The sequence below is a fragment of the Phaeobacter sp. G2 genome (genome assembly GCA_025163595.1).
GTDB lineage: Bacteria > Pseudomonadota > Alphaproteobacteria > Rhodobacterales > Rhodobacteraceae > Pseudophaeobacter.
The window spans coordinates 1,337,846-1,364,570 of the sequence record CP104100.1; the positions used below are offsets into that span (position 1 = coordinate 1,337,846).

Here is a 26,725-nt window from a genome sequence, read left to right on the forward strand (position 1 = left end):
TGCTGAGAAGCGCTTCAGGAGGCAGTCTGCCTCTGAAGACGCCCTGTCGAGTTTAAACCTGTCCTGCCCGCCTCAAGGGCAAGCCGGGCATAGCCCGGCGGCTGCGCCGCCCTTGACCCGGTCAAAACAGAGGGTCGGGGCAAAGTGCGTGGGTCAGCTGCCGCGATAGGTGGAATAGCCAAAGGGTGAGAGCAGCAGGGGCACGTGATAATGGGCCTCTGCATCACTGATGCCAAAGCGAATGGGCACTTGATCGAGAAAAAGGGGTTCGGCGCTGGCCTGACCACCGGCCTGGCCGCTGGCGCGCAGATAGGCGCCGGCGTCAAACACCAGCTCGTAGGTGCCGGGGGTGAACTGGTCCTGGGGTAGGATGGGGCTGTCGGTGCGCCCATCGGCATTGGTGTTCATCTGGGCCAGCTGGTGGCGGTTGTCGCCGTCGATCCGGTAGAGAGTGATGGGCAGATTGGCGGCAGGGCTGCCCTGGGCGGTGTCCAGAACATGGGTGGTCAGATATCCGGTCATTTCAGAGGCGCTCCGTGAGATGTGTGCTGCATTTTCCTGCATGACTATGGATTTTGCTGCAAACACCGCTGCTTTGACAGTGTATTCGGGAATATTTGAAAAAGAAGCCGCGCCTTTTACAATAGCAAGAGAGAATAGGCCGGTTTTGCCGTTTTTGACGACAGAGCGGTGGACAGAGGTTAAGAAAGAGACGCAGCGCATGAACAGATATCCGCGCAATATGATTGGCTACGGGGCGCAGGCTCCAAACGCAGCCTGGCCGGGAGCGGCCCGGGTGGCGGTGCAATTTGTGCTGAACTACGAAGAGGGCGGCGAGAATTGCACCCTGCATGACGACCCCGCGTCCGAGGCCTTTTTGTCCGATATTGCCGGGGCTGCGCCCTGGCCGGGGCAACGGCACTGGAATATGGAATCGATATATGAATATGGCGCGCGGGCTGGGTTCTGGCGGCTGCATGACATGTTCACCGCTGCAGGTATCCCGCTGACAATTTATGGCGTGGCGACGGCGCTGGCGCGCTCTCCCGATCAGGTGGCGGCGATGAAATCTGCCGGCTGGGAGATCGCCAGCCATGGTCTGAAATGGGTCGAGCATAAAGATATGGCCCCGGAAGACGAGCGCGCGGCCATTGCCGAGGCGGTGCGGCTGCATACCGAAGTGGTCGGGGAGCGGCCGCGTGGCTGGTACACTGGGCGCTGCAGCGCCAATACGGTGCGGCTGGTGGCAGAAGAGGGCGGCTTTGACTATGTCTCGGACACCTATGATGACGATCTGCCCTATTGGCTGGAGGTCGGTGCGCGCGACCAGCTGGTGATCCCCTACACGCTGGAAGCCAATGATATGCGCTTTGCCACTGCACCGGGTTATATCACTGGCGAACAGTTCTTTCAGTATCTGAAGGACGCCTTTGATCTGCTCTATGCCGAGGGGACAAATGGCGCGCCCAAGATGATGAGTGTCGGGTTGCACTGTCGGCTGATTGGCCGCCCTGGCAAGGCGGCAGGGTTGAAGAAGTTTCTTGAGTATATTCAGAGCTTTGATCATGTCTGGTGCCCGCGCCGCATTGAGATTGCCGACCATTGGGCCAAGACCCATCCGCATCAGCGCCGGGAGCGCGCCAGCCAGATGGATCTTGCGCGGTTTGTCGAGGTCTTTGGCGGTATCTTTGAGCACTCCCCCTGGATTGCCGAGCGCGCCCATGGGCTGGAGCTGGGCCCGGCGCATGACACCGCAGGGGGGGTGCATAATGCCCTCTGCCGGATGTTCCGCTCTGCCAGCGAGGACGAACGCCTGGGCGTTTTGACCGCGCACCCGGATCTGGCGGGAAAACTGGCGGCGGCCAAACGACTGACCGCAGAGAGCACCACGGAGCAGGCCAGCGCCGGGCTGGATGCGCTGACAGATGCGGAGCGGCAGCGGTTTAGTGCGCTCAACAGCGCCTATGTGGGCAAACACGGCTTTCCTTTCATCATTGCGGTGCGGGACTACGATAAGGCCGCGATCCTGGCGGCCTTTGAACGGCGCATCGACAACAGCCGCGCCGAGGAATTTGCCGAAGCCTGCAAACAGGTGGAGCGCATTGCCGAGTTCCGCCTGCGCGATCTGGTGCCAGCATGAGCGCGCCGGAGAACAAGATCGCCATTCAGCCGATAAGCGCTGCGGGGTTTGCCCCCTTTGGCGATCTGCTGCAGGTCACTGGCGCGCCGGACAAGATCATCAATCAGGGGCTTTGCGGTCGCTACCATGACCTGGCGCAGATGGATTTCTGTGACGGTCGGGCGGGGCTGAGCCTGTTCAATGCGGAACCCCGCACCCTGCCGCTGGCGCTGACGATGATGGAGCGCCACCCGCAGGGCAGTCAGGCCTTTATCCCGATGAGCGAACACGGGTTTTTGGTGATCGTGGCCCGGGATGCGGGCGGCACGCCCGGCACACCACTGGCCTTTGAGACCCAGCCGGGACAGGCGGTGAATTTTCACCGCGGCACCTGGCACGGGGTTCTGACACCTTTGCATGCGCCGGGGCTGTTTGCGGTTGTGGATCGCATTGGCGCTGGCGCCAACCTGCAGGAACATTGGTTCGAGACGCCTTTTGTGGTGGAGCGAAGCTGACAACGACGAGAGGGATCACCCAAAGAAGGTGGCGATCTTGAAAACCAACAGAACGAGGGAATATGAAAATGGCTGATGGCGCTTTAGGAACACCTGCGCAACTGCGGGATCCGAATTACACTCCACCGCTGGCGCGTGCGGTGCCGCTGGGCATCCAGCATGTGCTGGCAATGTTTGTCTCCAATGTCACCCCGGCGATCATTGTGGCGGGGGCGGCGGGCTTTGGCTTTGGCTCCAATTCGCCGGACTTTCCGGAGCTGCTGTATCTGATCCAGATGTCGATGCTCTTTGCCGGGGTGGCGACCCTGTTGCAGACTGTGACCCTGGGACCTGTGGGGGCGGCGCTGCCGATTGTGCAGGGGACATCTTTTGCCTTTTTGCCGATCATGATCCCGCTGGTGGCGGGCAAGGGCGTCGATGGCCTGGCGGCCTTGTATGGTGGGGTGCTGATTGGCGGTATCTTCCATGGTCTGCTGGGGCTGGTGATTGGCAAGATCCGCTTTGCGCTGCCGCCGCTGGTGACAGGGCTGGTGGTGACCATGATCGGTCTGGCACTGGTCAAGGTTGGTATTCAATATGCGGCCGGCGGGGTGCCTGCGATTGGCACGCCTGAATACGGCTCCTTGTTGAATTGGTCGGCGGCCTTGGTGGTGATCTTTGCCACCCTGGGGCTCAAGTTTTTTGCCCGCGGCATGCTGTCGGTTTCGGCGGTGCTGTTGGGTCTGATTGTCGGCTATATCTATGCGCTGATGATGGGCATGGTGACGGTCGAGGCGATTGGCAACAGCTGGTCGCGGGCGGCAAGTTTTGCCCTTCCAGTGCCCTTCAAATACGGGTTTGAGTTCTCCTTTGCAGCCATTCTGGGCTTTTGTCTGATGGCCTTTGTGTCAGCAGTAGAGACCGTTGGTGATGTCAGCGGGATCACCCGTGGTGGCGCCAAGAGGGAGGCCACGGAAGAGGAAATCACCGGGGCTACCTTTGCCGATGGTATTGGCTCGGCAGTGGCCGGGATTTTTGGAGGTTTGCCAAATACCTCGTTCAGCCAGAACGTCGGACTGATCGCCATGACCGGCGTGATGAGCCGCCATGTGGTCACCATCGGGGCGCTGTTCCTGATCCTGTGTGGTCTGGTGCCCAAGGTCGGAGCGATCATTCGCACCATTCCGATTGAGGTGCTTGGCGGCGGTGTCATCGTGATGTTTGGCATGGTTGTGGCCGCCGGGATTTCGATGCTGTCCGATGTGAACTGGAACCGGCGCAATATGGTGATCTTTGCCATATCTTTGTCGGTTGGTCTGGGGCTGCAGTTGGAGCCGGGGGCGGTGCAATATCTGCCGGGCACGCTGAAGGTGCTGATGACCAGTGGCTTGCTACCGGCTGCATTGATTGCAATCGTCTTGAACCTGGTCCTGCCTGCAGAACTGGCGGATGAAGCCACCGAAGAAGTCTCTGGCGGCATGGCAGGGCATGGTGATGGCAGCCTGCCTGGAGAGTAATGGTTTTTAGAAGCCAAAAAAGGGGAGCTCCCGTCCAAACTGGTCCAATCATAGATTGGTCCAGTTTAGTTGGGCCCAGCGCCGCGCTGACGCGCGGCGCTTTTCTTTTGCTGAGAGGTTCTGAAGGGGCGGGTTTGCCCCTTCAGAACCCTTTAAAGCTTGTGGCGCCGCATCCTGCCTCAAGGGTGAACCGCGCTTGCGCGCGGCAGCCAAGGCTGCCCTTGACCCAGGATGCGGCAAGAAACTGCTTTTTCCATAGGGCGCGGCGCTGGGCCCAACGGGAGCGCTGCAGCTGTGCTGCTTCAGCGACGGGCGGGAGAGCTGGGCTTTGGCTTCTTAGGGGCGGGCCATCAGGCGGGCGACATCCAGCATTCGCGCCGAAAAGCCCCACTCATTATCATACCAGCCAAAGACCCTGACTTGCTGGTCGCCAACCCGTCGGATTTCCGGCGCTGCAAGCACCAGGGATTCTGGCCGCGCCCGCAAATCTGACGACACCAATGGCATGTCGGTCCAGCCCAGCACCTCGGATGCCGCGCAACCGGCCTGCAGGGCTGCGATGAAACGGTGCTCCTCAACCGGGCTGTGCAGCTGCGCCACCAGATCCACCGCCGAGACGCTGGCGGTGGGCACCCGCACGGCGGCGCCGCTGATCCGGCCTTTGAGATGCGGCAGCACCTCGTCGATCAGATGGGTGGCCGAGGAGGTCGTCGGCACCATCGACAGGGCGCCCGCCCGCGAGCGGGCAAAATCGCCCCGTGGCGCATCAACCATGGGCTGCGAGTTGGTGTAGCAATGGATGGTGGTCATATGGGCGCTGGCAATGCCGCCGATCTCATCCACCAATTTGACCAGCGGGGCCAGCCCATTGGTGGTGCAGGAGGCGTTGGAGACAATCCGCGCTGCTCCCAACTGGTCCTCATTGGCGCCATAGACCACCGTTTGCTCTGCGGCGGGCGAGGGACCTGAGATCAAGACCTTCGTGGCCCCCGCCGCCAGGCCACGCTGCGCAACATCCGAGCTGCGGGCAATGCCGGTGCAGTCCAGCACCACATCCACCCCGGACAGATCGACCCGGGTGAGGTCGGCCTCATGGCGAAACGGGATTTTCTGCTCCAGCACGCTCAGCGTGCCGCCCCCATGGGTCACCGCATGGGGGAAGGGCCCAAAGGTGCTGTCGTATTGAAACAGATAGGCGCAGATATCCAAGGGGGCAATGTCATTGATCAGGGCGATCTCGACGGCCTCGCCGCGCGTCGTGGTGAGGATCTGGCGCAAAATGGCGCGACCGATGCGGCCAAACCCATTGATGGCAATTTTCATAAGCGCAACTCTTTAGCGTTCCGGCTCCCCCGGGGATGGGGGCAGTGCACCGGGATCTGTTCAGGGGATTTACCTTGGCCGATCAAGATCAAACCGGCGTCTGGTGGCTACATGGGTGATGTTACTTACGGGGACAGATCAGGGTGGCAAAATAGGCCCCTGTGATGTTGCGATACAGCGAGTCGAGATTGGCGCTGCAGCCGGTCGCTTTGCGAAAGGCCCGCACTGCCTGGCGGGCGCTGAGCAGAGCAGGCGGGCGATTGGGCTGTAGCTCGGTGTTGAGCCGAACCGCGCGATACAGCCCCGGCGCCTGTTCCGCGGGAGCGACAACCCAGTTGCGTCCCAGAACAGTGACGTGTTTCTCCGCTGATGCCTCCTTGGCCCCGGACCCGGTCGGCATCAGGCAGGTGGCAAGCGTCAGGCACAGACCAAGCGTCAGGGCTTGGGCAGCGGTCCGCGCGCGCGGCAGTGGACGGGGTCGGGGATAGAGCAGGGGGCGGGGGATCATCAGGAACAGCTCCGGCGGTCAAAGATATTTGCCGCCAGCCTAGCGTTGCATCGGCGCTTTGCAATGGTGATCTCTGCCAGCGGCACAAAGAACCCGGCAGGGGCTATGACCGCACCAGGGGTTGTCACCAGTCCGGCCGCACAGGCTGTGGGGGCTGGCCATTGGGGGACAGGTGCAGCCTGCAGGGGCAGGCTACGGGTCCTGCCTACAGGCTCAGGGGCATGTGGCGGTTGACATCTTTGTACAGCAAGTAGCGGAAAGGCCCCGGTCCGGCGGCATAGCAAGCCTGTGGGCAGAAGGCACGCAGCCACATGAAGTCCCCGGCTTCGACCTCGACCCAGTCTTTGTTCAGCAGGTAAACCGCCTTGCCCTCCAGCACATAAAGCCCGTGCTCCATCACATGGGTTTCCTCAAAGGGGATGACGCCGCCGGGCTGAAAGGTGACAATTGTCACATGCATGTCGTGGGACATGTCTTCGGGATCCATAAACCGGGTGGTGGCCCAGCGGTCCTCGGTGTCGGGCATCGCATTGGGGGCGATGTCCTGCTCGTTGCAGACAAAAGCCTGGGGTTTGTCGAGACCGGGGGCGGATTGCCAGCGCTTGCGGATCCAGTGGAAACTGGCACTGGCTTCGCTGCTGTTGTGCAGCTGCCAGGCGCTGCCAGCGGGCAGATAGGCAAAGCTGCCCGCGGTGAGACTATGTGCCGCGCCGTCTATGGTCAGCTGCAGTGCGCCATCGGTGACAAACAGTCCGCTCTGGGCTGAGGCATCAGTTTCAGGGCAGTCAGAACCACCCCCCGGCTGAAGTTCCACAATATATTGCGAGAAGGTCTCGGAAAAACCGGTCATGGGACGGGCGATGACCCACATGCGCATGCCAGTCCAGCCGGGCAGGAAAGAGGTGGTTATATCGCGCATGGTGCCGCGCGGGAGTACCGCATAGGCATCGGTAAAAACCGCACGCCCGGTGAGCAGCTGCTGCTGGCCGGGAAGGCCGCCTTTGGGAGTGAAATAGCTGCTTTGGCTCATGGTGCGTCCTTGCTCGATACCGTCGCTGCCATCGGGGCAGGTCACAGGCAATATGCGGGTGTCGGGGCGCCGGTCCAAGCGACACAAGGGCGATAACTACCTTCGTAATTTTTTGAAAACGGCCGCCGCAATGGCAGTGCAGCGGCCGTTTGGGGCAGCGCCCCGGAGCACAAGCCCGGAAATAGCAAAACGACAAACCCAAAGACGCCGAGGGTCTGTTCAGGCCCTGGGGCAGGCTGGATCAGAGATCGTCCACGGCATTGGTTTGGCGCAGCTCAGCGGCGCAGATCTGCAGCCCCTGTATCAGCGCGTCGCTGCGGCGGTTTGGGTGTAGACCACTGGCCGCAGAACTGCCCAGCACCACCGGTGTATTGCCGGGTCGTGACAGCGCCACCGCGTAGCCAGCTATGCCGGGTTCAAACTCGCTGTCGGTGATGCAGTAGCCGCAGCTGCGGGCCTCGGCGATCTGTTGCAAAATCACCTCCCGGTCCAGAATCGATTGCTCTGTGTGGCGCGGGATCTCCACGCGGTGCAGCAGCTCGGCGGCCTCGTCTTGGGGCAGGCAGGCCAGCAGCATCCTGCCAAGGCTGGTATGCACCAGCGGGATATGCGCGCCCGCAGTAAAGCCAAAGGTGACCGGTCCGCTCTCGGTGGTGGATTGCGCCAGCAGCAGCACCCGATCCTGATCCAGTATCGCCAGGCTGAGTTCACTTTTCAGATCGCGCGCGTGTTGGTTCAGGGTGGGTTGAATTCGGCGACCAAACTGATTGGCCTGCAAAAAGCCGCCGGCCAGGGCCAGAACCCTGGGGGTGAGGGACAGCATGCGCCCTTGTTGGCGCAGATACCCCGCCTGTACCAGCGTCAGCGCGCCGCGCCGCGCTGTGGCGCGATCCTGGTTGGTGCGCCGGGCGATCTCTGCCAGGGTCATGCAGGGCGTGGCCGCATCAAACACGGCCAGAACGGCCAGGCCTTTGGAAAAACTGGAAGAAATATTTCGGTCTTGTACTGGTTTGGTCATGTAACCTGTCGCTTGTCAAAAATGATTATTGGCTGTGACCTTGACAATGGTCGGAACACACAACAAAAATTGGTCGTATGTGAAAACATAAGTACGTTTAACGAACTTTGTCAAGGGCGCGAAAGCGCCATCCACAGTGCGCAACGCCAAAGGATAGAGCCAGCCATGATCAGCCAGGAATTGAACGATAGCCTCACCCGTGTTGGCAAAGGCAGCGATGCCGGGGAGGTTTTGCGGCGCTACTGGCAACCGGCGGCTTTGGTGGATGAGCTGGAAGGTGTCCGCCCCGTGGTGCCGGTGCGGCTGCTGGGGGAGGACCTGGTGCTGTTTCGCGACAGTGAGGGCGAGCTGGGCCTGATCGGGCGCCACTGTCCACATCGCGGCGCCGATATGTGTTTCGGCCGCCTAGAGGACAACGGGTTGCGCTGCCCGTTCCATGGCTGGCATTTCAACCGGGCCGGTCAATGTGTCGAACAGCCCGGCGAACCGGCGGGCAGCCGGATGCATGAGAAGATCCAAAGCACCGCCTACCCAGTGGTGGAAAAGAACGGCATCATCTGGGCCTATATGGGGCCGGGCACGCCGCCGGACTTTCCCGCACTGGACTGTTTCCGCGCGCCCTCCAGCCATGTCTTTGCTTTCAAGGGGCTGTGGGACTGCAACTGGCTGCAGGCGATGGAGGTGGGGATTGACCCGGCGCATGCGTCATTCCTGCATCGGTTCCTGCAGGACGAAGACCCGGCAGAGGCCTATGGCAAGCAGTTCCGCGACACCGCTGGCAATACGGAAATCCCGATGACCAAGCTGCTGCGCGATTTCCCCCGCCCTGAAATCACCGCCGAAGAGGCGGATCATGGGCTCAAGATCACCGCCCTGCGCGATCTTGGCGATGGGCGCACTCATGTGCGCATCACCAACCAGATCTTCCCGGAGGCGATCTGCATCCCGATGTCGCGCGAGATGACCATTACCCAGTGGCATGTGCCGATCGACGACAAATCCTGCTATTGGTATTCCATGTTCACCAGTTTTGACCAACCGGTGAATAAGACGCTGATGCGTGAACAGCGTCTCAAGGAACACCGCCTGCCGGACTATGCGCCGCTAAAAGGCCGCCATAACAACTACGGCTTTGATCCGGAGGAGCAGCAGCGCGAGACCTATACCGGCATGGGGCTGGATATCAATGTGCATGATCAATGGGCGGTTGAAAGCATGGGCGCCATTCAGGACCGCACGCAGGAACACTTGGGCAAGACCGATGTTGGCATCATTCGCTACCGTCGCCAGTTGCGCGCCGCCATTGCTGCGGTAAAAGAGGGGCGCGATGAGGATCTGCCGATGTATGGCGGGCTGGACCTTGCCACCGTTTTCGGGCCAGTTTCCAATGACTCGATTGCGCAGGATGGTGATTGGGAACGTGCCGCACAGGAGGCTGATCTTCAGCGTCGCGGCGCCTGTTCCTGGGATGCCAAGGTCTAGACGACCAATCAGTGCAGGGTGATAGACGGACCACGGGGGCAGCCAAGGGGCTGGTGCCGCAATAAAAGGTGAAATGTGCAATGGCTGAAGATCTGGCGACAGGGCTTGCAACGGGGCGCTTGGCACGGATGGGGCTGCTTGCCCCGCAGGCGCTGGCGCTGGCAGAGGACGTCCTGGCCAGGGCCCAGGCGCAGAACATTGAAACCCTGCGGGTGCTGTTTGTCGATCAGCACGGTATCCTGCGCGGTAAGACCCTGGTTGCGGAGGCCTTTGAGGGGGTGTTTCGCTCCGGGCTGAACATGCCCTCGACCCTGCTGCTCAAGGATACGTCACACCGGACTGCCTTTGCGGTCTGGGAGGCCGAGCAGGGCGATGGTGGCGCCTTTGTGCCCATGCGCGGCGCCGGGGATGTGCTGTTGGTGCCGCGTCCGGAAACCTTTCGAGTGCTGCCCTGGTCGCCGCATTCCGCCTGGCTTCTGTGCGACCCGGTGCAGACCGATGGCAGCCCTATCAGCTTTTCCTCAACCCAGGTGCTGCGCCGGGCCACTGCCGATCTGGACGCCCAGGGGCTGGAGGCGATTTTTGGCCTGGAGGTGGAGTTTCAGATCTTTGAACGGCTGGATGCGGCGCTGGATCACAGCCAAAGCACCATGCCGGGCGCACCGGTGGCCACCCGCAATCTGACCCAGGGCCATCAGTTCCTGACCGAAAGCCGCTACAGCGACTGTGAGGCGGTGTTGGATGACATCCGTCGCAATGCGCAGGCACTGGGGCTACAGGTGCGATCGGTCGAGATCGAGATGGGGCCGAGCCAGTTTGAATTCACCTTTGCGCCGCTGCCGGCGCTAGAGCAGGCCGATGCCATGGTGATGTTCCGCACCATGGTCAAAGAGCTTTGCGCCCGCGCCGGGTTGCACGCCAGTTTTATGGCAAAGCCGCGTCTGGACAACGCCATGGCCAATGGCTGGCACCTGCATCAATCGCTGCTGGAGCGCCGCTCTGGGCGCAATCTGTTTGAACCGGGTGCGGATGGCAGTCTGACCGCGCAGGCCTCGGGCTGGATTGCGGGTTTGTTAACCCATGCGGCGGCCTCCTCCCTGATGATTGCGCCAACGGTGAACAGTTATAAACGCTACCAGCCCTATCAACTGGCGCCGGATCGCATCCAGTGGGGGCAGGACAATCGCGGCGCCATGCTGCGCGCCCTGATGCAGCCGGGAGACGCCGCCTCAAGGATAGAAAACCGCGCTCCTGACAGCTCGGCCAATCCCTATTTTGCCATTGCCGCACAGATCCTGGCGGGCGCTGCCGGGATGGCGGCGGGCCTGCAGGCCCCGGCGCCGACCAGCTCCCCCTATGATACCGGCGCAGCGCGGCTGCCGCGCTCGCTGGGGCAGGCGCTGGACAGCTTTGCCAGCTCCGATCTGTTTGCCGACACATTGGGGCCCGAGTTTGTCAGCTACCTGGCACAGTTGAAACGGTTTGATTGGGAACGCTACCTCAACACCGTCAGCGAGTGGGAGCAGGCGGAGTATTTCAACCTGTTCTGAAGCGCCTTTTGCGGCGCTCAAGATGGTTATGAGTAAAAGCGACAAGCTGGGGCGTATTTGCGTCTTGAACGCGCCCCGGCGCGCTGGTACTTGTGGCCTTGTGTATATGGGAGAACCGTCGCGGCGCTGTTGGGCTTTTGGGCCCCTGCGTAAGCCCGGTGCCGAAGGAGCAACCGCCCCGGAAACTCTCAGGCAGCAGGGACCTTATACACGAAAGACTCTGGAGAGAGCGCGGGGAGAGCCCGCGCCGCCGAAGGGATAACGATCTCAGGCAAGCGGACAGAGGGGGCATCGAACTGTGCGGGCCGGGTGCGCGCGCGGGGATGCCGGAGAGACTTGACCAGATCCCACTGATCAAGCCGGCCCGAATATCCGGCTCCCTTTGGGGGCGGGAAGGCCAGATCAAACCACCGGGCAAGGTGCTCCGGGGCAAGCATAACGGGATGAGAGCGATGAAATTTACCGAAGAACACGAATGGCTGGACGTGGACGGCGATATTGTGACCGTGGGCATCACCGCCCATGCTGCCGAGCAGCTGGGGGATGTGGTCTTTATTGAACTGCCCGAGGTTGGCGACGAATTTGCCAAAGACGATGAAATCGTGGTGATTGAATCGGTGAAGGCCGCCTCTGACATCCTGTCGCCGCTGGACGGCGAAGTTGTCGAGGTCAATCAGGCCCTGACCGAGACCCCCGGCAAGGTGAATGACGATCCACAGGGCGATGCCTGGTTCTTCAAGCTCAAGGTCGAAGACCTGTCGCCGATGGACGACTACATGGAAGAAGCCGCCTACAAGACTTTCATCGGATAAGATCTACAGCCCGTCGCACCCCTGGTTCGGCGGGTTTTGCTTAGCAGCTGCAGATTGGCGTGGTCGCCTGGATCAGGCAGACGGGTTTGCCCGAAGGCATTTCCTGTGTCCGCGATCTGCTGTCGCGCCCTGCACCGAACCGCTTTGACCCGCCCTGAACAGACAGGACCTATGTGATGCCTTTCACTCCCACCGACTATCTTCCCTATGATTTTGCCAACCGTCGCCACATTGGCCCCTCTCCCGAAGAGATGCAGGCCATGCTGGACGTCATCGGTGCCGAGAGCCTGGAGGCGCTGATCGACGACACGGTTCCGGCCTCAATCCGGCAGGCTGCAGCACTGGAGTTTGGCCGCCCGCTGTCCGAGCGCGAGCTGCTGTTTCACATGCGCGAAGTGGCGGATAAGAACCAGGTGCTGACCTCACTGATCGGGCAGGGCTACCATGGCACGGTGACGCCCCCGGCGATCCAGCGCAATATTCTGGAAAACCCCGCCTGGTACACCGCCTATACGCCCTATCAGCCCGAAATTTCCCAGGGCCGGCTTGAGGCCTTGCTGAACTTTCAGACGATGATTTCCGACCTCACCGGTTTGGAAGTCGCCAATGCGTCACTGCTGGATGAAGGCACTGCGGCGGCCGAGGCGATGACCATGGCGCAGCGGCTGGCCAAATCCAAGGCAAAGGCGTTTTTTGTTGATCGGGACTGCCACCCGCAGACCATTGCCGTGGTGCAGACCCGGGCACAGCCACTGGATATCGAAGTGATTGTCGGAAACCCGGACAAGATGCAGGCCGATCAGGTCTTTGGCGCCCTGTTCCAGTATCCTGGCACCTATGGCCATGTGCGTGACTTTACCCCGCAGATGGAGGCGCTGCACGCCGCCCGTGCGATTGGCGTGGTGGCGGCAGACCCACTGGCGCTGACCCTGCTGAAAGAGCCGGGCGCCATGGGGGTGGATATTGCTGTTGGCTCGACCCAGCGCTTTGGCGTGCCAATGGGCGCAGGCGGGCCACATGCGGCCTATATGGCCACCCGTGACGCCTATAAACGGGCGATGCCGGGGCGCATTGTCGGCGTGTCGATCGATGCCCAGGGCAACCAGGCCTACCGGCTGTCGCTGCAAACCCGCGAGCAGCATATCCGCCGCGAAAAAGCCACCTCCAACGTCTGTACCGCGCAGGCGCTGTTGGCGGTGATGGCCTCGATGTATGCGGTGTTCCACGGTCCCAAAGGGCTCAAGGCGATTGCCCAGCGGATCCACCGCAAGACCGTGCGTTTGGCGCGTGGGCTGGAAGAGGCGGGCTTTAAGGTCGATCCCAAAGGCTTTTTTGACACCATCACTGTTGATGTGGGGCCGCTGCAGGCGGCGGTGATGAAATCGGCCCTCGACGAGGGCATTAACCTGCGTCGCGTCGGTGAGACCCGCGTTGGCATCACCCTGGATGAGACCACCCGGCGGGACACCACCGAGGCGGTCTGGCGCGCTTTTGGCATTACCCGTGTGGATGACGAATTGGCGCCGGAATACCGTGTACCAGCGGATATGCACCGCGAATCCGATTATCTCACCCATCCGATTTTCCACATGAACCGGGCCGAGACCGAGATGATGCGCTATATGCGCCGTCTTGCGGATCGTGATCTGGCGCTGGATCGCGCCATGATTCCGCTGGGGTCCTGCACCATGAAGCTGAACGCCGCCGCCGAGATGATGCCGCTCAGCTGGCCCGAGTTTGCCCATATCCACCCCTTTGCCCCCGCCGTGCAGCAGGCAGGGTACGCTGAGATGGTAACGGACCTGTCGGACAAGCTGTGCCAGATCACTGGCTATGATGCGATCTCGATGCAGCCCAATTCCGGCGCGCAGGGCGAATATGCGGGTCTGTTGACTATTGCTGCCTATCACCGCGCCCAGGGGCAGGGGCATCGCAATATCTGTCTGATCCCGATGTCGGCCCATGGCACCAACCCGGCTTCGGCGCAGATGGTGGGCTGGAAGGTCGTGGTGGTGAAATCGGCGGAGAATGGCGATATTGATCTGGATGATTTCCGCGCCAAGGCGGAAAAGCACTCCGATAATCTGGCGGGCTGCATGATCACCTACCCCTCGACCCATGGGGTATTCGAGGAAACCGTGCATGAGGTCTGCCAGATCACCCATGATCACGGCGGTCAGGTCTATATTGATGGCGCCAATATGAATGCCATGGTGGGGATCAGCCGTCCCGGCGACCTGGGCGGCGATGTCAGCCATTTGAACCTGCACAAGACCTTTGCCATTCCCCATGGCGGCGGTGGTCCCGGCATGGGCCCAATTGGCGTCAAATCCCATCTGAGCCCGCATCTGCCGGGACACCCGGAGCAGGGACACCCAGAACGGGGCGGCGCAGATGCGGGGCCGGTCTCAGCAGCGCCCTACGGGTCTGCCTCGATCCTGACGATCTCATGGGCCTATTGCCTGATGATGGGCGGCGCTGGGCTGACCCAGGCGACCAAGGTGGCCATTCTTAACGCCAACTACATCGCCAAGCGGCTGGAGGGCGCCTATGGGGTGCTGTACAAGGGGCCAACTGGCCGTGTCGCCCATGAATGCATCCTGGATACGCGTCCGTTTGACCTGAGCGCGGGGGTGACGGTGGATGATGTGGCCAAACGGCTGATGGACAGCGGCTTTCATGCCCCCACCATGAGCTGGCCTGTGGCCGGCACCCTGATGGTGGAACCCACCGAGTCAGAGACCAAGGCGGAGCTGGATCGGTTTGTCGATGCCATGCTGTCGGTCCGGGCCGAGGTGCAGGCCATCGAAGACGGCAAAATCGATGCGCAGAACAACCCGCTGAAACATGCGCCGCACACCATGGAGGATCTGGTGAAGGACTGGGATCGCCCCTATAGCCGCGAACAAGGCTGTTTCCCACCTGGCGCCTTCCGGGTCGACAAATACTGGCCGCCGGTCAACCGCGTTGACAATGCTTACGGCGACCGCAACCTGATCTGTACCTGTCCCCCGTTGGAAGACTACGCCGAAGCGGCGGAGTAGGCCAAACCGCCAGCGCATGTAAATCAGGCGTGTAAATCAGGCGGGTATATCAGGCGGGCCCTTCGGGGCCCGTTTTGTGTCCGCAGCTGCGCCAAGGTTGCGAGAGCGCAGGGGCATTCTCCTATTTGTAGGCACCTTCCCGCCACGTCAGCCTTGTTTGGAATCAGCACCGCCCCAATCCTGCCGCCCAAAGGGACGGGGAGATGTGTGCGATGAAATGGCTGCGGCGCGTACTCAAAGGATTGTTGCTGTTGGGGCTACTGGCGGCGGGGCTGGTCTGGTATCTCCTGCGCCCCGAGCGCGTCGCATCCCAGCTGATCCTGACCGGAGGGGAGATCCTTCCCATGGCCACAGCGGCCGAGGCGCCCGGTCCCGAGGCGATTTTGGTAGAGGATGGCGTGATCACCGCAGTTGGCACCTTGGCACAGCTGCAAGAAAGTGGCGCGCCAGTGCATGATCTAGCGGGCAAGGTGCTGACGCCGGGGTTGATCGAACCCCATACCCACCCAATTGCCACGGCGCTTTTGGGGGCGGTGGTGGATGTCAGCGGCTTTACCCACAGCAGTCGCGGCGAGGTGATGCAAACCCTGGTGCAGGCGGCGGATGGCACGGCGCTGACCCCCTGGCTGGTGGCCTACGGCTGGGATCCGGTGGCCATCGCTGATCTCACTGCGCCAACCCTGGCAGAGCTGGACGCCATTGTGCCGGACCGCCCTCTGGTGGTGATCACCCAGATGCTGCATGAGGTCTTTGCCAATACGGCTGCCATGCAAGCCGCTGGAATCGATTTGGTTTCACAGGACGCGCAGGACGTACAGGCGGGGCAAGCGGGCATCATCCGCGACGCCGCAGGCCGCGCCACCGGTGCCTTCCGCGAGCTGGAGGCGGTGAACGCCATCCTCGGCGCCATGCCCGCGGCCGATCCCGCAGTCATCGAGCTCTTGGTGCGTAAGGAATACACCACCTATGCCAAGGCAGGCTATACCACCATCGGCATCACCGGGGCGGTGGGCAAACACCCGGATCCGGTGGGGCTGTTGCGTCATATTGGTGCCACGGCTGCGCCTCTGCGGGCCTATCTTTATCTGCTGCCGCATCAGGGCAAGGCGCTGGGCGGAAACGATGATTTCCGGGTTCTGGGCACCAAGTTCTGGATGGATGGTTCGCCCTTTACCGGTGGTGCAGCCTTTGCCGAGGCCTATGAGCACAGCGATCTTACCTCGGAGCGGATGCATATCCCCCACGGCCATCTGGGGCCGGTGAACCATGACCCCGGTGATTTTGCCGCCGAGGTCGCCGCGCTGCAAAGCGCCGGGCATCAGATTGCCGTGCACAGCCAGGGGGAACGCGCCATTGACGAAGTGCTGGATGCGTTTGAGGCTGCCGGGCCAAACCCTGGTCTGCCGCATCGGCTGGAGCACAATGCGCTGATCACCGCCGCGCAGATGCAGCGGGCCAAGGGGCTGGGCATCAGTCTCGGCTTTTTTGTCGACCACATCTTTTACTACGGCGATGCGCTGCCGGATATCGTGGGGGACCGGGCAGAGCGCTACATGCCCGTGGGGACGGCGATGCGCGCCGGGGTGATTACCACGCTGCACGGGGATCATCCGGCCTCGCCGATTGGCGCGTTGCGCACCCTGCGCACGGCGGTGGACCGGACCTCGGTTTCAGGCGCGACCATAACCGCGCCGGATCAGGCGATCTCTCGCTATCAGGCTCTGTCGGCGATGACGCGCCAGGCGGCACAGCAGCTGGGGCAGGAGGCGCTGATTGGTACGATTGAGGTCGGCAAACGCGCGGATTTCACCCTGTTCAACGGCAACCCGCTGACCGCGGACTGGCAGGGCTTATCCGTGGCGGGAACGTGGAAGGATGGCCAGCCCACCCAGACCGGGCTGGGGGGCTGGCTGCGATTTGGCCCGGCGTTTGCGGCTCTCAAATCTATGCTGTTTTAGCGACGCAGTGGCGGCGGGGTCAGTAGCCCCGCTGCCGGTCCACGGCGTGCAGCAGATCTTCGCCGGCGCCCAGACGACGGAAATTTTCCACCACATCCTGCAGCGCCTCGCCCAGGTGCCAGCCCGAAATATGCGGCGTGATGGTGACCTGAGGGTGCGCCCACAGCGGATCCTGCTCGGGCAGGGGCTCGGTGCAAAACACATCCAGCACTGCATGGCCCAGATGGCCGCGATCCAGATCGGCAATCAGCGCCGCTTCATCCACCAAATCGCCGCGCCCGGCGTTGATGAAGGTGGCGCCTGGTTTCATTGCGGCCAATGTCTGCGCATTGATCAAGCCACGGGTTTCGCCGGTCGAGGGCAGGATGGCGCAGATATAGTCACAGATGCCCAACATAGGCTCCAGCGATTCCGCCCCGTGGTGGCAGGTGACGCCTTCCATGTCTTTGGCAGAGCGGCTCCAGCCGTGCACCTCAAAGCCGAGATCGCGCATCAGAGCGGCTGTTTCGCCACCGATATGACCCATACCCAACACCCCAACGCGGGTCTTGTGGTTTTCCTTTGGCTCCAGCGATTCCCAGCTGGCACGGGCCTGATTGGCCGCATGGGCCAGAATGTTGCGCTGCCCCTGCAGCACATAGGCAAGGCAATACTGGGCAATCTCGCGGGCGGGTTCCAGCGGTTTTAACCGAGTGACCTGCACATGTGGCGCCAGGGCCGGGTGGGCGACGATGGTTTCCACACCGGCCCCTAGTTTTTGCACCAATGCGAGATTGGGCAATTGGGGCGGCAGATCGTCGGCCAGCCCGGAGACGGCCAACATGGTGATCTCTGCCAGATCGCCGGGCTCTTCCAGGGTGCGGATGTCGGCGCCGGGGGACAAATTGCGCAGCTCAGCTGCCAGTTCGCGGTCGCGATACCATCCGTCATGTCCAATATTGACCAATAACGCCATGCTGGTTCCTTCCGTATAATTTCTATTGTGTCTCAATGACGTCCCGTCATTGCGCTGGACAGTTGTTGCGCGACTAAGCCATGGTTTTCGCAAGAGCGAAAGTGGCAGTGGAGGAGAATTTCTATGGATATGAATTTTGGCATGCGGGCAGAGAATCGCCAGCTGTTGGAGCGGGTTGCCACTATGGTGCGCGATGAGATCATGCCGCTGGAGGCCGAATATCAAGCCGAGATCGGCAAAGGTGACCGCTGGCAATATACCGCCCGCCAGGCTGAGATCCTCGAAGGGTTGAAAGCCAAGGCCAAAGCAGCGGGGCTGTGGAACTTCTGGCTCACCGACAGCGACAAGGGCTTTGGGCTTTCCACCGTGGAATACGCCTATTTTGCCGAGGAAATGGGCAAGACGCCGCTGGGCGCCGAGGTGTTCAACTGCGCCGCGCCGGACACCGGCAATATGGAAGTCTTTGAGCGTTACGGAACCGAGGCGATGAAACAGCAGTGGCTGGCGCCGCTGTTGGAGGGCAAGATCCGTTCTGCCTATCTGATGACCGAGCCCGATGTGGCCTCTTCGGATGCGACCAATGTGTCGATGGCCTGCGTGCGCGATGGCGACGACTATGTGCTGAACGGCGAAAAATGGTGGGCCTCGGGGGCCGGGGATCCGCGCTGCAAGGTCTATATCGTCATGGTGAAAACCGCTGGCGAAGAGCAGCCCAAGCACCAGCGTCAGTCGATGATCGTGGTGCCCGCAGACACCCCCGGTATCGAAGTGCTGCGCCCGATGGAGGTCTATGGCCACGACGATGCGCCCCATGGCCATATGCATATCCGCTTCACCAATGTGCGGGTGCCAGCCGATAGTATCCTGCTGGGCGAAGGCCGTGGCTTTGAAATCGCCCAAGGCCGCCTTGGGCCTGGACGGATCCACCACTGCATGCGCGCCATCGGTCAGGCCGAAAGCGCCCTGGAGCAAATGTGCAAACGGTCGCTGCAGCGCGAAGCCTTTGGCAAGAAGCTGGCCCATCTGGGCGCCAATTACGATATCGTTGCGGAATGCCGCATGGAAATCGAAATGGCGCGCCTGCTGTGTCTCAAGGCTGCCTGGTACATGGATCAGGGTGATGGACGTGCGGCGGCGCCATGGATCAGCCAGATCAAGGTGGTTGCGCCACGGGTGGCGCTGAAAGTCATTGATGAGGCGGTGCAGATGTTTGGTGGTCAGGGCGTCAGCCAGGATACACCGCTGGCCACGGCCTGGACGCATGTGCGCACCCTGCGTCTGGCCGATGGCCCGGATGCGGTGCACCGGCGCCAGGTGGCGCGGGTTGAGTTGAAGAAATACACTCAGGAAAAGGTCTGATCCATGACCTCCAAGGCTCTCGCGGCGGCACCGTTCTTTTCGCAAAACTCTGAAGGCGTTTTTGTGGGCAACGATCCGGCGCGGGGGCCCTGGTCTGCGGATCACTGCCATGCCGGGCCGGTCACCGGCCTGGCGGTTCGCGCCGCCGAGATCGAGGTGGGCGCCGACAAGATGCTCTGTCGGTTGACGCTGGATATTTTGCGCCCGCTGCCACTGGCGGGGCTGCGGGTTGCGGCCGAAACCACGCGCCACAGCCGCACCTTGGCGACGACACAGATCACCGTACATGATCTCGACAACAACCTGTGCGCGCTGGGCACCTCGATGCATCTGGTGCGTAAAGATCTGGGGCCGGTGCCAACCGCGCCGGTGCTGCCACTGAACCGCGCCGAGGCCGTGCCGGGGCGGTTTTCCATTGGCGCAGGTCTGCATGACAAACCCTATTTTGGTGAATTTCTGGATGTGGCCTATCCGCCTGAGTTTGGCCTGGAGCCCGGACCAAAGACCCTTTGGATGCGCACCACCACCCTGCTGGAGGGGGAGCAGCAATCGCCGATCCAGTCGCTCTGTGCGCTGGCGGACTGTGGCAATGGCATCTCCTGGAATGCGGCCCCCAGCGAGATGGGCTTTATGAATACCGACCTCACCCTCAATGTGCACCGCGAGCCCGTTGGCGATTGGCATGCCTCAGAATCGATCTCCCATTGGCACAGTAGCGGCATTGGCATGTCGCAATCGGTTTTGCAGGACGAACAAGGCCCGGTGGCCACAGCCCTGCAAACCCTGGTTCTACATCCGCCCAAAGGTTAGGATCAGGCCCTATTCATTCAGCATGCCTGGCAGCGCTTTTGTAAAATCTCAAGGGTTTGGGGCATCACGCCAATAGTGGTTGCATTTGCGAGCGGCGCAAGAGGTTGCAAATGACGTTAGATTACCGCTGACGGCGTAGGGTAAATGGGTCCTGACCCTAGGTTTAGAGGCCTGAGAGTTTCAATATACACCCTATTGGCGTGTTGAATATCTGCACAAAATAGCACTTCGTATTAATTGCCTGTTCAGCCCGAAACTTGACAAGTCACAGAACAATCTGTCTCGTGAATGTGGAAACGTTGCGAGGAATGCCGCTATGACCTTGGTCAAGAGCCGATTGCAGATTGCTGGTTTTGCCGCAGTAATATTTGCCTTGTCAGCAGTTTTTCTTGTCAGCAGAGCGGTTGAACTCGACAGAGCCATCTATGTATTGCCGAAACAGGTTATACAGCTGGAGAGATCGCTTGGATATGATGGGTTTATTCACAATTTCAAAAATGGTGTCCTGCGCCGGGATGAGGAATATTTTACCAAAGCGGAACGTAACTATGATGAAATAGTGGCCACTCTCACGCGGATCAGCCTCACGGCGCAATCGGTGGGGTTGCAGGCCGATTTTGCCTCTCTGGAGGACACATTGTCAGATTATCGCGTGATGATCGATGAAGCCAGGCAACTGCAGCTGACGGGAAAATCTGCAGCTGAAGTCGATGCCCGCGTGCGTCTGTCGGACATTGACGCCGCTGAGAACATACGCGCCTTTGAGCTCCAGTTAATCAACGCAATGCAGGGGCGTAGGTGGCTTCTTGTGACCGTAGGTGGGGGCTGTTTTGCCGCCTTCGTGCTCACATTGCTGTTATTGACAGTAACGCTGGTTCGGCTTCTGCAGACCGCTGAAAAAGCGCGGGTAAAGGCACGCGAGAGTGAAGCGACACTGTTGCAGGCTGAACGAATTGCCAGATTAGGCCACTGGAAGGTGCTGAAAAACGGCGCGCTGAAAACCTCGAAATCAATGCGAGAAATTCTAGCTTTCTCAAGTTCCGAGGACCCCGATACGCTGGAGAAATTCTTTTCCCTAATGTCTGATGCGGACAGGGAAAAGCTGGAGAGCCGGATGTCTAAATCCGGCCACCAGCGGGAACCCTATACCTGCTTTCATAAAATAAGAATTGCAGATGGGTCAGAACTGTCCGTTGTGAATACCGGAGAGCCCGTTATTGATGGTCAGGGCGAAATTTATGGTTTTGTTGGGATTATCCAGGATATTTCAAGAACAATTGATCTGGAAAACGAGCTTCGGCAATCTCAGAAAATGGAGGCTGTTGGGAATTTGGCCGGTGGGATGGCGCATGATTTTAATAATATTCTGGCGGTCATCCTTGGTAACCTTGAATTGATGGAAACAACGGACCAGCAAGAGAGCCACTCTCGCTATCGCACAAGTGCGATTCAGGCTGCAAAACGGGGTGCTGAGATAACGAAGAATGTGCTCAGCTTTGCGCGAAAATCACACCTGGAGCCTCAGCTCTTGGACGGGAATTCTGTCGTTCGAGAAGTGCTGACTTGGGCAGAGCGTCTGCTGCCCGCCAACATTGAAATTCAAACATCTCTGCTGGGATCTATTTGGCCGTTTTTAGCCGATGATGCGCTCACAAAGAGCGCCCTTCTTAACCTTCTGCTGAACGCAAGAGACGCGATGCCCGATGGCGGTCGTTTGACGATTGAAACCGCAAATGTTCGATTAGATGATGAATACCTGGGTGAGAGGAATGAACACATCAAGCCAGGCCGGTACATCATGTTGGCCATCTCAGACACAGGGTCCGGCATCGAACCTCAGCATCTCAAAGAGATATTCGAACCGTTCTTTTCAACCAAACAAGTTGGTAAAGGCTCAGGTCTTGGGCTCTCAATGGTGCACGGGTTCATGAAACAATCAGGGGGGGCGGTACAGGTCTATTCTGAAATCGGCACTGGTACGACATTCAAATTGTACTTCAAGGCAGCAGGTCAGGCTGCCTCCTTTAACGCGATGCCGGTGATGGAAGCCCGGACTGCCAGGGCAGATCACAGCAAAGTTCTTCTGGTGGAAGACAATGCCGAGTTGTTAAAGCCGCTCGCAGAAATGCTGACCAAAGCCGGATACAGTGTGACCACGGCGAAAAGTGGAGATGAGGCATTTGCCACTTGGTCTGACTTGCGAGACTTCGACGCTGTGATCACCGATATTGTCATGCCGGGGCAGCTCCAGGGAACCCATCTTGCCAAAGAGATCCGGGCGGTCGACCCAACTGTCCCATTTGTCTTTATGTCCGGCTATGCCAGTGAGGCAATGATCCACGGCAATGGGCTGATGCCAGAAGACTGTCGGTTGATGAAACCTGTTGGCAGGGCAGAGCTTCTGGCCGCCATCGGCATGGTCCTGGAGGGCAAGCAGGGAAAAGAAACGGCTCTATCAGACGCTGAAACATGACAAACGCGGTTGTGTCTGGCTCTACTTAAATGGTCGTAGCAGACGCAGATGTGCTGGGCGTTTTTCAGCAGCCCGCTAGGGCAGCACATAACCATTGTAAGCGATGAACGGCTGGCAGGCATTCAAGCCAGAGCGGCTCAAGAACCGGTCAGCCTGTCCTTGGGGCTATGGTCGGGCGCCATAAACGGATCCACCGGATAGCCAACCCGGGCCAGATACAAACCATGGCCGGGGCAGACCGGGCCACAGGCGGCGCGGTCGCAGGCTTCCAGTGCGGATTTCACATCCTGCGGCTCCCAGGCGCCGGCGCCGACGCGTTCCAATGTGCCAACAAAGCTGCGCACCTGATTGTGCAGAAAACTGCGCGCCCGCACGTGAAAATGCACCTCGGGGCCAGACAGTCCCATGACCCGCTCGATGCGCAGCTCATCCAGGGTTTTCTGCGGGCTTTGCGCCTGACAGATCGACGAGCGGAAGGTGGTGAAATCATGGTTGCCGAGCAGGTGGTTGGCCGCCTCCTGCATGGCGCCGACATCCAGATCATTGTTGACCTGCCAGACCTGGCCCGCGTCATGGGTGGCGGGTGCGCGGCGGATCAGAATGCGAAACAGATACTGCCGCTCGATGGCGGAAAACCTTGCGTGCCACTCCGGGTCGACCTCGGCGCAGTCCACAATCGCCACGGGCGCGGGCTTCAGGTGAAAATTCAGCGCCTCCGACAGGCGAAAGGGCGTCCAGGGTTTGTGCAGATCACAATGGGCCACCTGTCCCAACCCATGCACGCCGGTATCCGTGCGACCTGCAGCGGCAATGGTATGGGGACCGGGTTCCAGCCGGGCGAGCGCATCTTCGATCGCGCCCTGCACCGAGGGCTGATCTTTCTGCCGCTGCCATCCGGCAAAGGGCTTTCCGTGGTATTCAACTTTGAGAGCAAAACGAGCCATGAGCGGGCAAGTAACCCGGCAACAGGGCTGAGGCAAGTGCTCAGACAGACTGGAAAACCCGCTACCACCTGCCTATCTTGAGCCAAGCAAACAACAGCAGGTGGGCCGGGTGGTATTATCGACATTGACCGAGGGCGCGGCACGCGGGCTGGACAGCCTTGGCAGCACTGTGTCCTCGCGGTTCTTTGAGCCGACGCTCAGGCTGGGTGTCACGGGTCTGGCGCGGGCGGGCAAGACGGTTTTTATCACCTCGCTGGTGGCCAACCTGCTGAACCGGGGGCGGATGCTGCAACTGGATGCGGCGCGCATGGGCCGCATCGACAGCGCCTATCTGCAACCCCAGCCCGACGATACGGTGCCGCGTTTTGCCTATGAGGACCATCTGGCGGCGCTGACCGGCCCGCAGCCTTCTTGGCCTGCCAGCACCCGCGCGGTGTCTGAGCTGCGCCTCAGTCTCACCCTGCGCCCTGCGGGGCTGCTGTCCGGCTTTCAGGGGCCGCGTCGGCTGCATCTGGATATCGTCGACTACCCCGGCGAATGGCTGCTCGATCTGGCGCTGTTGGATAAATCTTATGCCCAGTGGTCCGCCGAGGTGCTGGACCGGCTGCCCGCCCGCGAGGTGGCGGCGGATTTCCTGCAAGCGCTCACGACGGTTGAACCACAGGCCCCCCATGATGAACCACAGGCACAGGCGCTGGCGGCTGAATTCACCCGCTACCTGAACGCGGCGCGCCGGGCCGGGTTTTATGACTGCTCGCCGGGGCGGTTTTTGCTGCCCGGCGATCTTGAGGGCTCCCCGGTGCTGACCTTTGGCCCCCTGCCACCACAAGAGACCGCGCCGCGCCGCAGCCTGTGGCGCGAGATGGAGCGCCGCTACGAGGCCTATAAGTCCAAGGTGGTGCAGCCGTTTTTCCGCGATCATTTCACCCGCATCGACCGTCAGGTGGTGCTGGTGGATGTGCTCAGCGCCATTCACGCCGGGCCGCAGGCGGTGGAAGATCTGCGTCTGGCCATGGGCGATGTGCTGGCGGCCTTTCGCCCCGGTCGCAATGGGTTCCTCACCTCGCTGTTGCGCGGCAAGCGGGTTGAGAAAATCCTCTTCGCCGCCACCAAGGCCGACCATTTGCACCATTTGCAACATCCACAGATGACCGCCATCATCGAAGCCCTGACCAGCGATGCCCGCGACAGGGCGCAGTTCGCCGGGGCCGAAACCGCGGCGCTGGCGCTGGCGTCGCTGCGGGCCACCACCGAAGAGATGCGCCCTCACAATGGGGCAGAGCTGGCCTGCGTGCGCGGGCGGTTGCTGGAGACCGGTAAGCAGGCGGCCTTTTACCCCGGCGCCCTGCCGACGGATCCGGCGCAGCTGCTGTCTCCGGCGCGTCAGGGGGCGCGGCACTGGCTGGACGGCGATTATCAGGCGATGCAGTTTGCCCCGGCGCCGCTCAGTCTGAAGCCGGGGGATGGGCCGCCCCATATCCGGCTGGACCGGGCCGCAGAATTCCTGATCGGAGACGCCCTGTGAACTCTCCACTCCCTGCTGTCAGCCTACGTCCAGCCTCGGCCCTGGATGCGGGTCCCACGGGCTGGATTCTGCACCGCTTTGCGCTCTACACCCCGTGGATGCCTGTGCTGTACTCCGAGGCGGAAACCATTGGCTTTTGCGAGGTAATGATTGGGCACGGCTGGGTCACGGTGGCTGAACATGACGGGCGGGTGGTTGGCTTTATGGCCCGCGACGGCGCCGAGATCTGCAGCCTCTATCTGGCACCGGACGCACGGGGGCAGGGGGTTGGCAAGGTCCTGTTGCGACAGGCCAAGGCGGCACAGCCGGCGCTGTGGTTGCGGGCCCTTGCGGCCAATACCGGCGCCCGGCGCTTTTATCAGCGCGAAGGGTTCTTTGAAACGGACCGCAGCGACGGCAGCGGCAACGACGAAGGCCTGCCGGATGTCCGCATGGAATGGCAGGCCGAGACCCACGCGTACGCCCCCCAACAGCAGGAGCAACAGGGATGAGCCAGAAACCGGTACTGTTTGATCTGGAGCAGGATGCCCGCCCCGAGACCCCGGATGTGGCCGCCGCCCCGCCGGTGCCGGATGCTCTACCGAACCTGGACCAGTCTGCGCCCCCCGCTGCGATGGAGCAGGCGGCGCGTCTGGCGGCCCGGCCGCCTTCACGGCTGGCGCGGTGGTTCTGGGGGCTGGTGCTGGGCTTGCTGGGCGCGGTGGTGTCCCTGGCGGCCTGGGATTTTGCCGTTGGGCTGGTGGCGCGGATGCCGCTTTTGGGCTGGTCGGTCAGCGCCGGGCTGGTGTTGGCCCTGATCCTGGCGCTGGTGATGCTGCTGCGCGAGCTGGCAGCGCTGGCCCGGTTGAAGCGGGTCGATGGGCTGCGTCAGGGGGCAGCGCTGGCGCATAGCGACCTTGCCGCCGCCAAGACACATGTGGCCAAGCTGCAGCGTTTTTATGCCGGGCGCCCGGATATGGCCTGGCAATTGGCCCGGCTGTCAGAGCGACAGGATGAGGTGCTGGACGCCGATGCTCTGCTGGTGCTGGCAGAAGAAGAGCTATTGGCGCCACTGGATGCCCGTGCCCTGCAAGAGGTCGAGGCCGCCGCCCGTCAGGTTGCCACAGTGACGGCGCTGGTGCCGCTGGCGCTGGCCGATGTCACCGTGGCGCTGCTGGCCTCAGTGCGGATGATCCGCCAGGTGGCGCAGATCTATGGCGGCCGCTCGGGGCTGTTCAGCTCCTGGCGGTTGACCCGCGCGGTGCTGGCCCATCTTGCCGCCACCGGAGCGGTGGCTGCGGGGGATGATGTTCTGGAGTCGGTGCTGGGCGGCTCGGTCCTGTCCAAGCTGTCACGCCGCTTTGGCGAAGGGGTGGTCAATGGCGCCCTGTCGGCCCGTGTTGGCATCGCTGCCATGGAGGTCTGCCGCCCCTTGCCCTTCTCGCGGGCGCATCGCCCCGCGACCCGGCGGGTGATCAAAGGCGCCTTGGCCGGGCTGTTTCGCCGCGATCAGGCGCCGGAACCGTAAAAGTCGTGATAATCCAATCGCCTGTTCTGCGTAGCTCAGGCCGCGTCAGGCCCACAGGCCCGGTCAAACCCACAGGTCAGGGTGATCTTTGCTGTGGAAAATCCTGTGGAAATACCTGTGCACAGTGCTAGGAAGGGACCCAAAATCATAATGATATTAAGGGCCTTTCCCCTTTGCTTCAGCTGAGCTGCGGACAGGCGCTGGCTGTGGGTATCAGTGATAACCGGGATCCGTTGCTTTGCCTGTCTTTGCCCCACCCGGCTGAAACGCACCCGCTCAGCGGCCGGTGACCTGCGC

Annotated in this window: 21 protein-coding genes and 1 riboswitch; of the genes, 14 read left to right on the forward strand and 7 right to left on the reverse strand. The window is 61.4% G+C overall.

The features are described from left to right. Window positions 1-153: 153 nt before the first annotated feature. Window positions 154-522 carry a hydroxyisourate hydrolase gene (gene uraH, locus N1037_06425; protein ID UWS80646.1) on the reverse strand — a complete coding sequence of 123 codons (369 nt, stop codon included), beginning with the start codon at window positions 520-522 and terminating at the stop codon, window positions 154-156. A gap of 199 nt (window positions 523-721) precedes the next feature. Here uraH and puuE point away from each other — a divergent pair, with 199 nt between their 5' ends. The 3 genes from puuE to N1037_06440 all read left to right on the forward strand — a co-directional run bounded on the left by puuE (window position 722) and on the right by N1037_06440 (window position 4,130). After that, window positions 722-2,140, forward strand: coding sequence for an allantoinase PuuE (gene puuE / locus N1037_06430; protein ID UWS80647.1), 1,419 nt, complete (start codon window positions 722-724; stop codon window positions 2,138-2,140). Continuing rightward, a complete protein-coding gene (locus tag N1037_06435) occupies window positions 2,137-2,634 on the forward strand; it encodes an ureidoglycolate lyase (GenBank protein ID UWS80648.1) in 498 nt (165 codons plus the stop codon). The genes puuE and N1037_06435 overlap by 4 nt, the downstream gene beginning before the upstream one ends. A 68-nt stretch (window positions 2,635-2,702) precedes the next feature. Next, window positions 2,703-4,130 carry a purine permease gene (locus tag N1037_06440; GenBank protein ID UWS80649.1) on the forward strand — a complete coding sequence of 476 codons (1,428 nt, stop codon included), beginning with the start codon at window positions 2,703-2,705 and terminating at the stop codon, window positions 4,128-4,130. Window positions 4,131-4,466: 336 nt separating this feature from the next. Here N1037_06440 and N1037_06445 read toward each other — a convergent pair whose 3' ends face one another. The 4 genes from N1037_06445 to N1037_06460 all read right to left on the reverse strand — a co-directional run bounded on the left by N1037_06445 (window position 4,467) and on the right by N1037_06460 (window position 8,009). Further along, on the reverse strand, window positions 4,467-5,453 hold the full coding sequence (locus N1037_06445; protein ID UWS80650.1) for a glyceraldehyde-3-phosphate dehydrogenase: 987 nt from the start codon (window positions 5,451-5,453) through the stop codon (window positions 4,467-4,469). 121 nt (window positions 5,454-5,574) lie between these two features. After that, window positions 5,575-5,961 carry a hypothetical protein gene (locus tag N1037_06450; protein ID UWS80651.1) on the reverse strand — a complete coding sequence of 129 codons (387 nt, stop codon included), beginning with the start codon at window positions 5,959-5,961 and terminating at the stop codon, window positions 5,575-5,577. Window positions 5,962-6,166: 205 nt separating this feature from the next. Next, window positions 6,167-6,991, reverse strand: a complete 825-nt coding sequence (locus tag N1037_06455; GenBank protein ID UWS80652.1) for a bifunctional allantoicase/(S)-ureidoglycine aminohydrolase — start codon at window positions 6,989-6,991, stop codon at window positions 6,167-6,169. A gap of 241 nt (window positions 6,992-7,232) precedes the next feature. Continuing rightward, window positions 7,233-8,009 (reverse strand): helix-turn-helix domain-containing protein, encoded by a 777-nt coding sequence (locus N1037_06460; protein UWS80653.1) that lies wholly within the window; start codon window positions 8,007-8,009, stop codon window positions 7,233-7,235. A gap of 165 nt (window positions 8,010-8,174) precedes the next feature. Here N1037_06460 and N1037_06465 point away from each other — a divergent pair, with 165 nt between their 5' ends. From N1037_06465 to N1037_06485, 5 genes are all read left to right on the forward strand, one after another. Beyond that, window positions 8,175-9,491: an aromatic ring-hydroxylating dioxygenase subunit alpha gene (locus tag N1037_06465; GenBank protein UWS80654.1), complete on the forward strand. Its 1,317-nt coding sequence runs from the start codon at window positions 8,175-8,177 to the stop codon at window positions 9,489-9,491. A gap of 80 nt (window positions 9,492-9,571) precedes the next feature. After that, window positions 9,572-11,041: a glutamine synthetase family protein gene (locus N1037_06470; GenBank protein ID UWS80655.1), complete on the forward strand. Its 1,470-nt coding sequence runs from the start codon at window positions 9,572-9,574 to the stop codon at window positions 11,039-11,041. 210 nt (window positions 11,042-11,251) lie between these two features. Beyond that, window positions 11,252-11,334: riboswitch (glycine riboswitch) on the forward strand. A gap of 159 nt (window positions 11,335-11,493) precedes the next feature. Then, window positions 11,494-11,853, forward strand: a complete 360-nt coding sequence (gene gcvH, locus N1037_06475; GenBank protein ID UWS80656.1) for a glycine cleavage system protein GcvH — start codon at window positions 11,494-11,496, stop codon at window positions 11,851-11,853. Between the two features lie 176 nt (window positions 11,854-12,029). Then, entirely contained in the window at window positions 12,030-14,897 is a 2,868-nt protein-coding gene (gene gcvP / locus N1037_06480) for an aminomethyl-transferring glycine dehydrogenase (protein UWS80657.1), read from the forward strand. Window positions 14,898-15,109: 212 nt separating this feature from the next. After that, window positions 15,110-16,855: an amidohydrolase gene (locus N1037_06485; GenBank protein UWS80658.1), complete on the forward strand. Its 1,746-nt coding sequence runs from the start codon at window positions 15,110-15,112 to the stop codon at window positions 16,853-16,855. Between the two features lie 19 nt (window positions 16,856-16,874). Here the strand turns inward: N1037_06485 and N1037_06490 are convergent, their stop codons facing one another. Then, window positions 16,875-17,810, reverse strand: a complete 936-nt coding sequence (locus tag N1037_06490; GenBank protein UWS80659.1) for a glyoxylate/hydroxypyruvate reductase A — start codon at window positions 17,808-17,810, stop codon at window positions 16,875-16,877. Between the two features lie 123 nt (window positions 17,811-17,933). Here N1037_06490 and N1037_06495 point away from each other — a divergent pair, with 123 nt between their 5' ends. The 3 genes from N1037_06495 (at window position 17,934) to N1037_06505 (ending at window position 22,452) form a co-directional block, all read left to right on the forward strand. Then, window positions 17,934-19,169 (forward strand): acyl-CoA dehydrogenase family protein, encoded by a 1,236-nt coding sequence (locus N1037_06495; protein UWS80660.1) that lies wholly within the window; start codon window positions 17,934-17,936, stop codon window positions 19,167-19,169. Between the two features lie 3 nt (window positions 19,170-19,172). Beyond that, complete coding sequence (locus N1037_06500; protein UWS80661.1) at window positions 19,173-19,979, forward strand: thioesterase family protein; 807 nt, start codon at window positions 19,173-19,175, stop codon at window positions 19,977-19,979. Between the two features lie 316 nt (window positions 19,980-20,295). Further along, the gene (locus tag N1037_06505) at window positions 20,296-22,452 is read left to right on the forward strand and encodes a response regulator (protein UWS80662.1); all 2,157 of its coding nucleotides are present in this window, start codon (window positions 20,296-20,298) and stop codon (window positions 22,450-22,452) included. A gap of 137 nt (window positions 22,453-22,589) precedes the next feature. Here the strand turns inward: N1037_06505 and truA are convergent, their stop codons facing one another. Then, entirely contained in the window at window positions 22,590-23,396 is an 807-nt protein-coding gene (gene truA, locus N1037_06510) for a tRNA pseudouridine(38-40) synthase TruA (protein ID UWS80663.1), read from the reverse strand. Between the two features lie 109 nt (window positions 23,397-23,505). On the opposite strand from truA, the gene N1037_06515 reads away from it, so the two are divergent. The 3 genes from N1037_06515 to N1037_06525 are packed head-to-tail and all read left to right on the forward strand — an operon-like array spanning window position 23,506 to window position 26,428. Further along, window positions 23,506-24,921 (forward strand): YcjX family protein, encoded by a 1,416-nt coding sequence (locus N1037_06515; protein ID UWS80664.1) that lies wholly within the window; start codon window positions 23,506-23,508, stop codon window positions 24,919-24,921. Then, window positions 24,918-25,412, forward strand: coding sequence for a GNAT family N-acetyltransferase (locus N1037_06520; protein ID UWS80665.1), 495 nt, complete (start codon window positions 24,918-24,920; stop codon window positions 25,410-25,412). Before N1037_06515 ends, N1037_06520 begins: the two co-directional genes overlap by 4 nt. Continuing rightward, window positions 25,409-26,428 carry a TIGR01620 family protein gene (locus N1037_06525; GenBank protein UWS80666.1) on the forward strand — a complete coding sequence of 340 codons (1,020 nt, stop codon included), beginning with the start codon at window positions 25,409-25,411 and terminating at the stop codon, window positions 26,426-26,428. The genes N1037_06520 and N1037_06525 overlap by 4 nt, the downstream gene beginning before the upstream one ends. Window positions 26,429-26,725 lie beyond the last annotated feature (297 nt).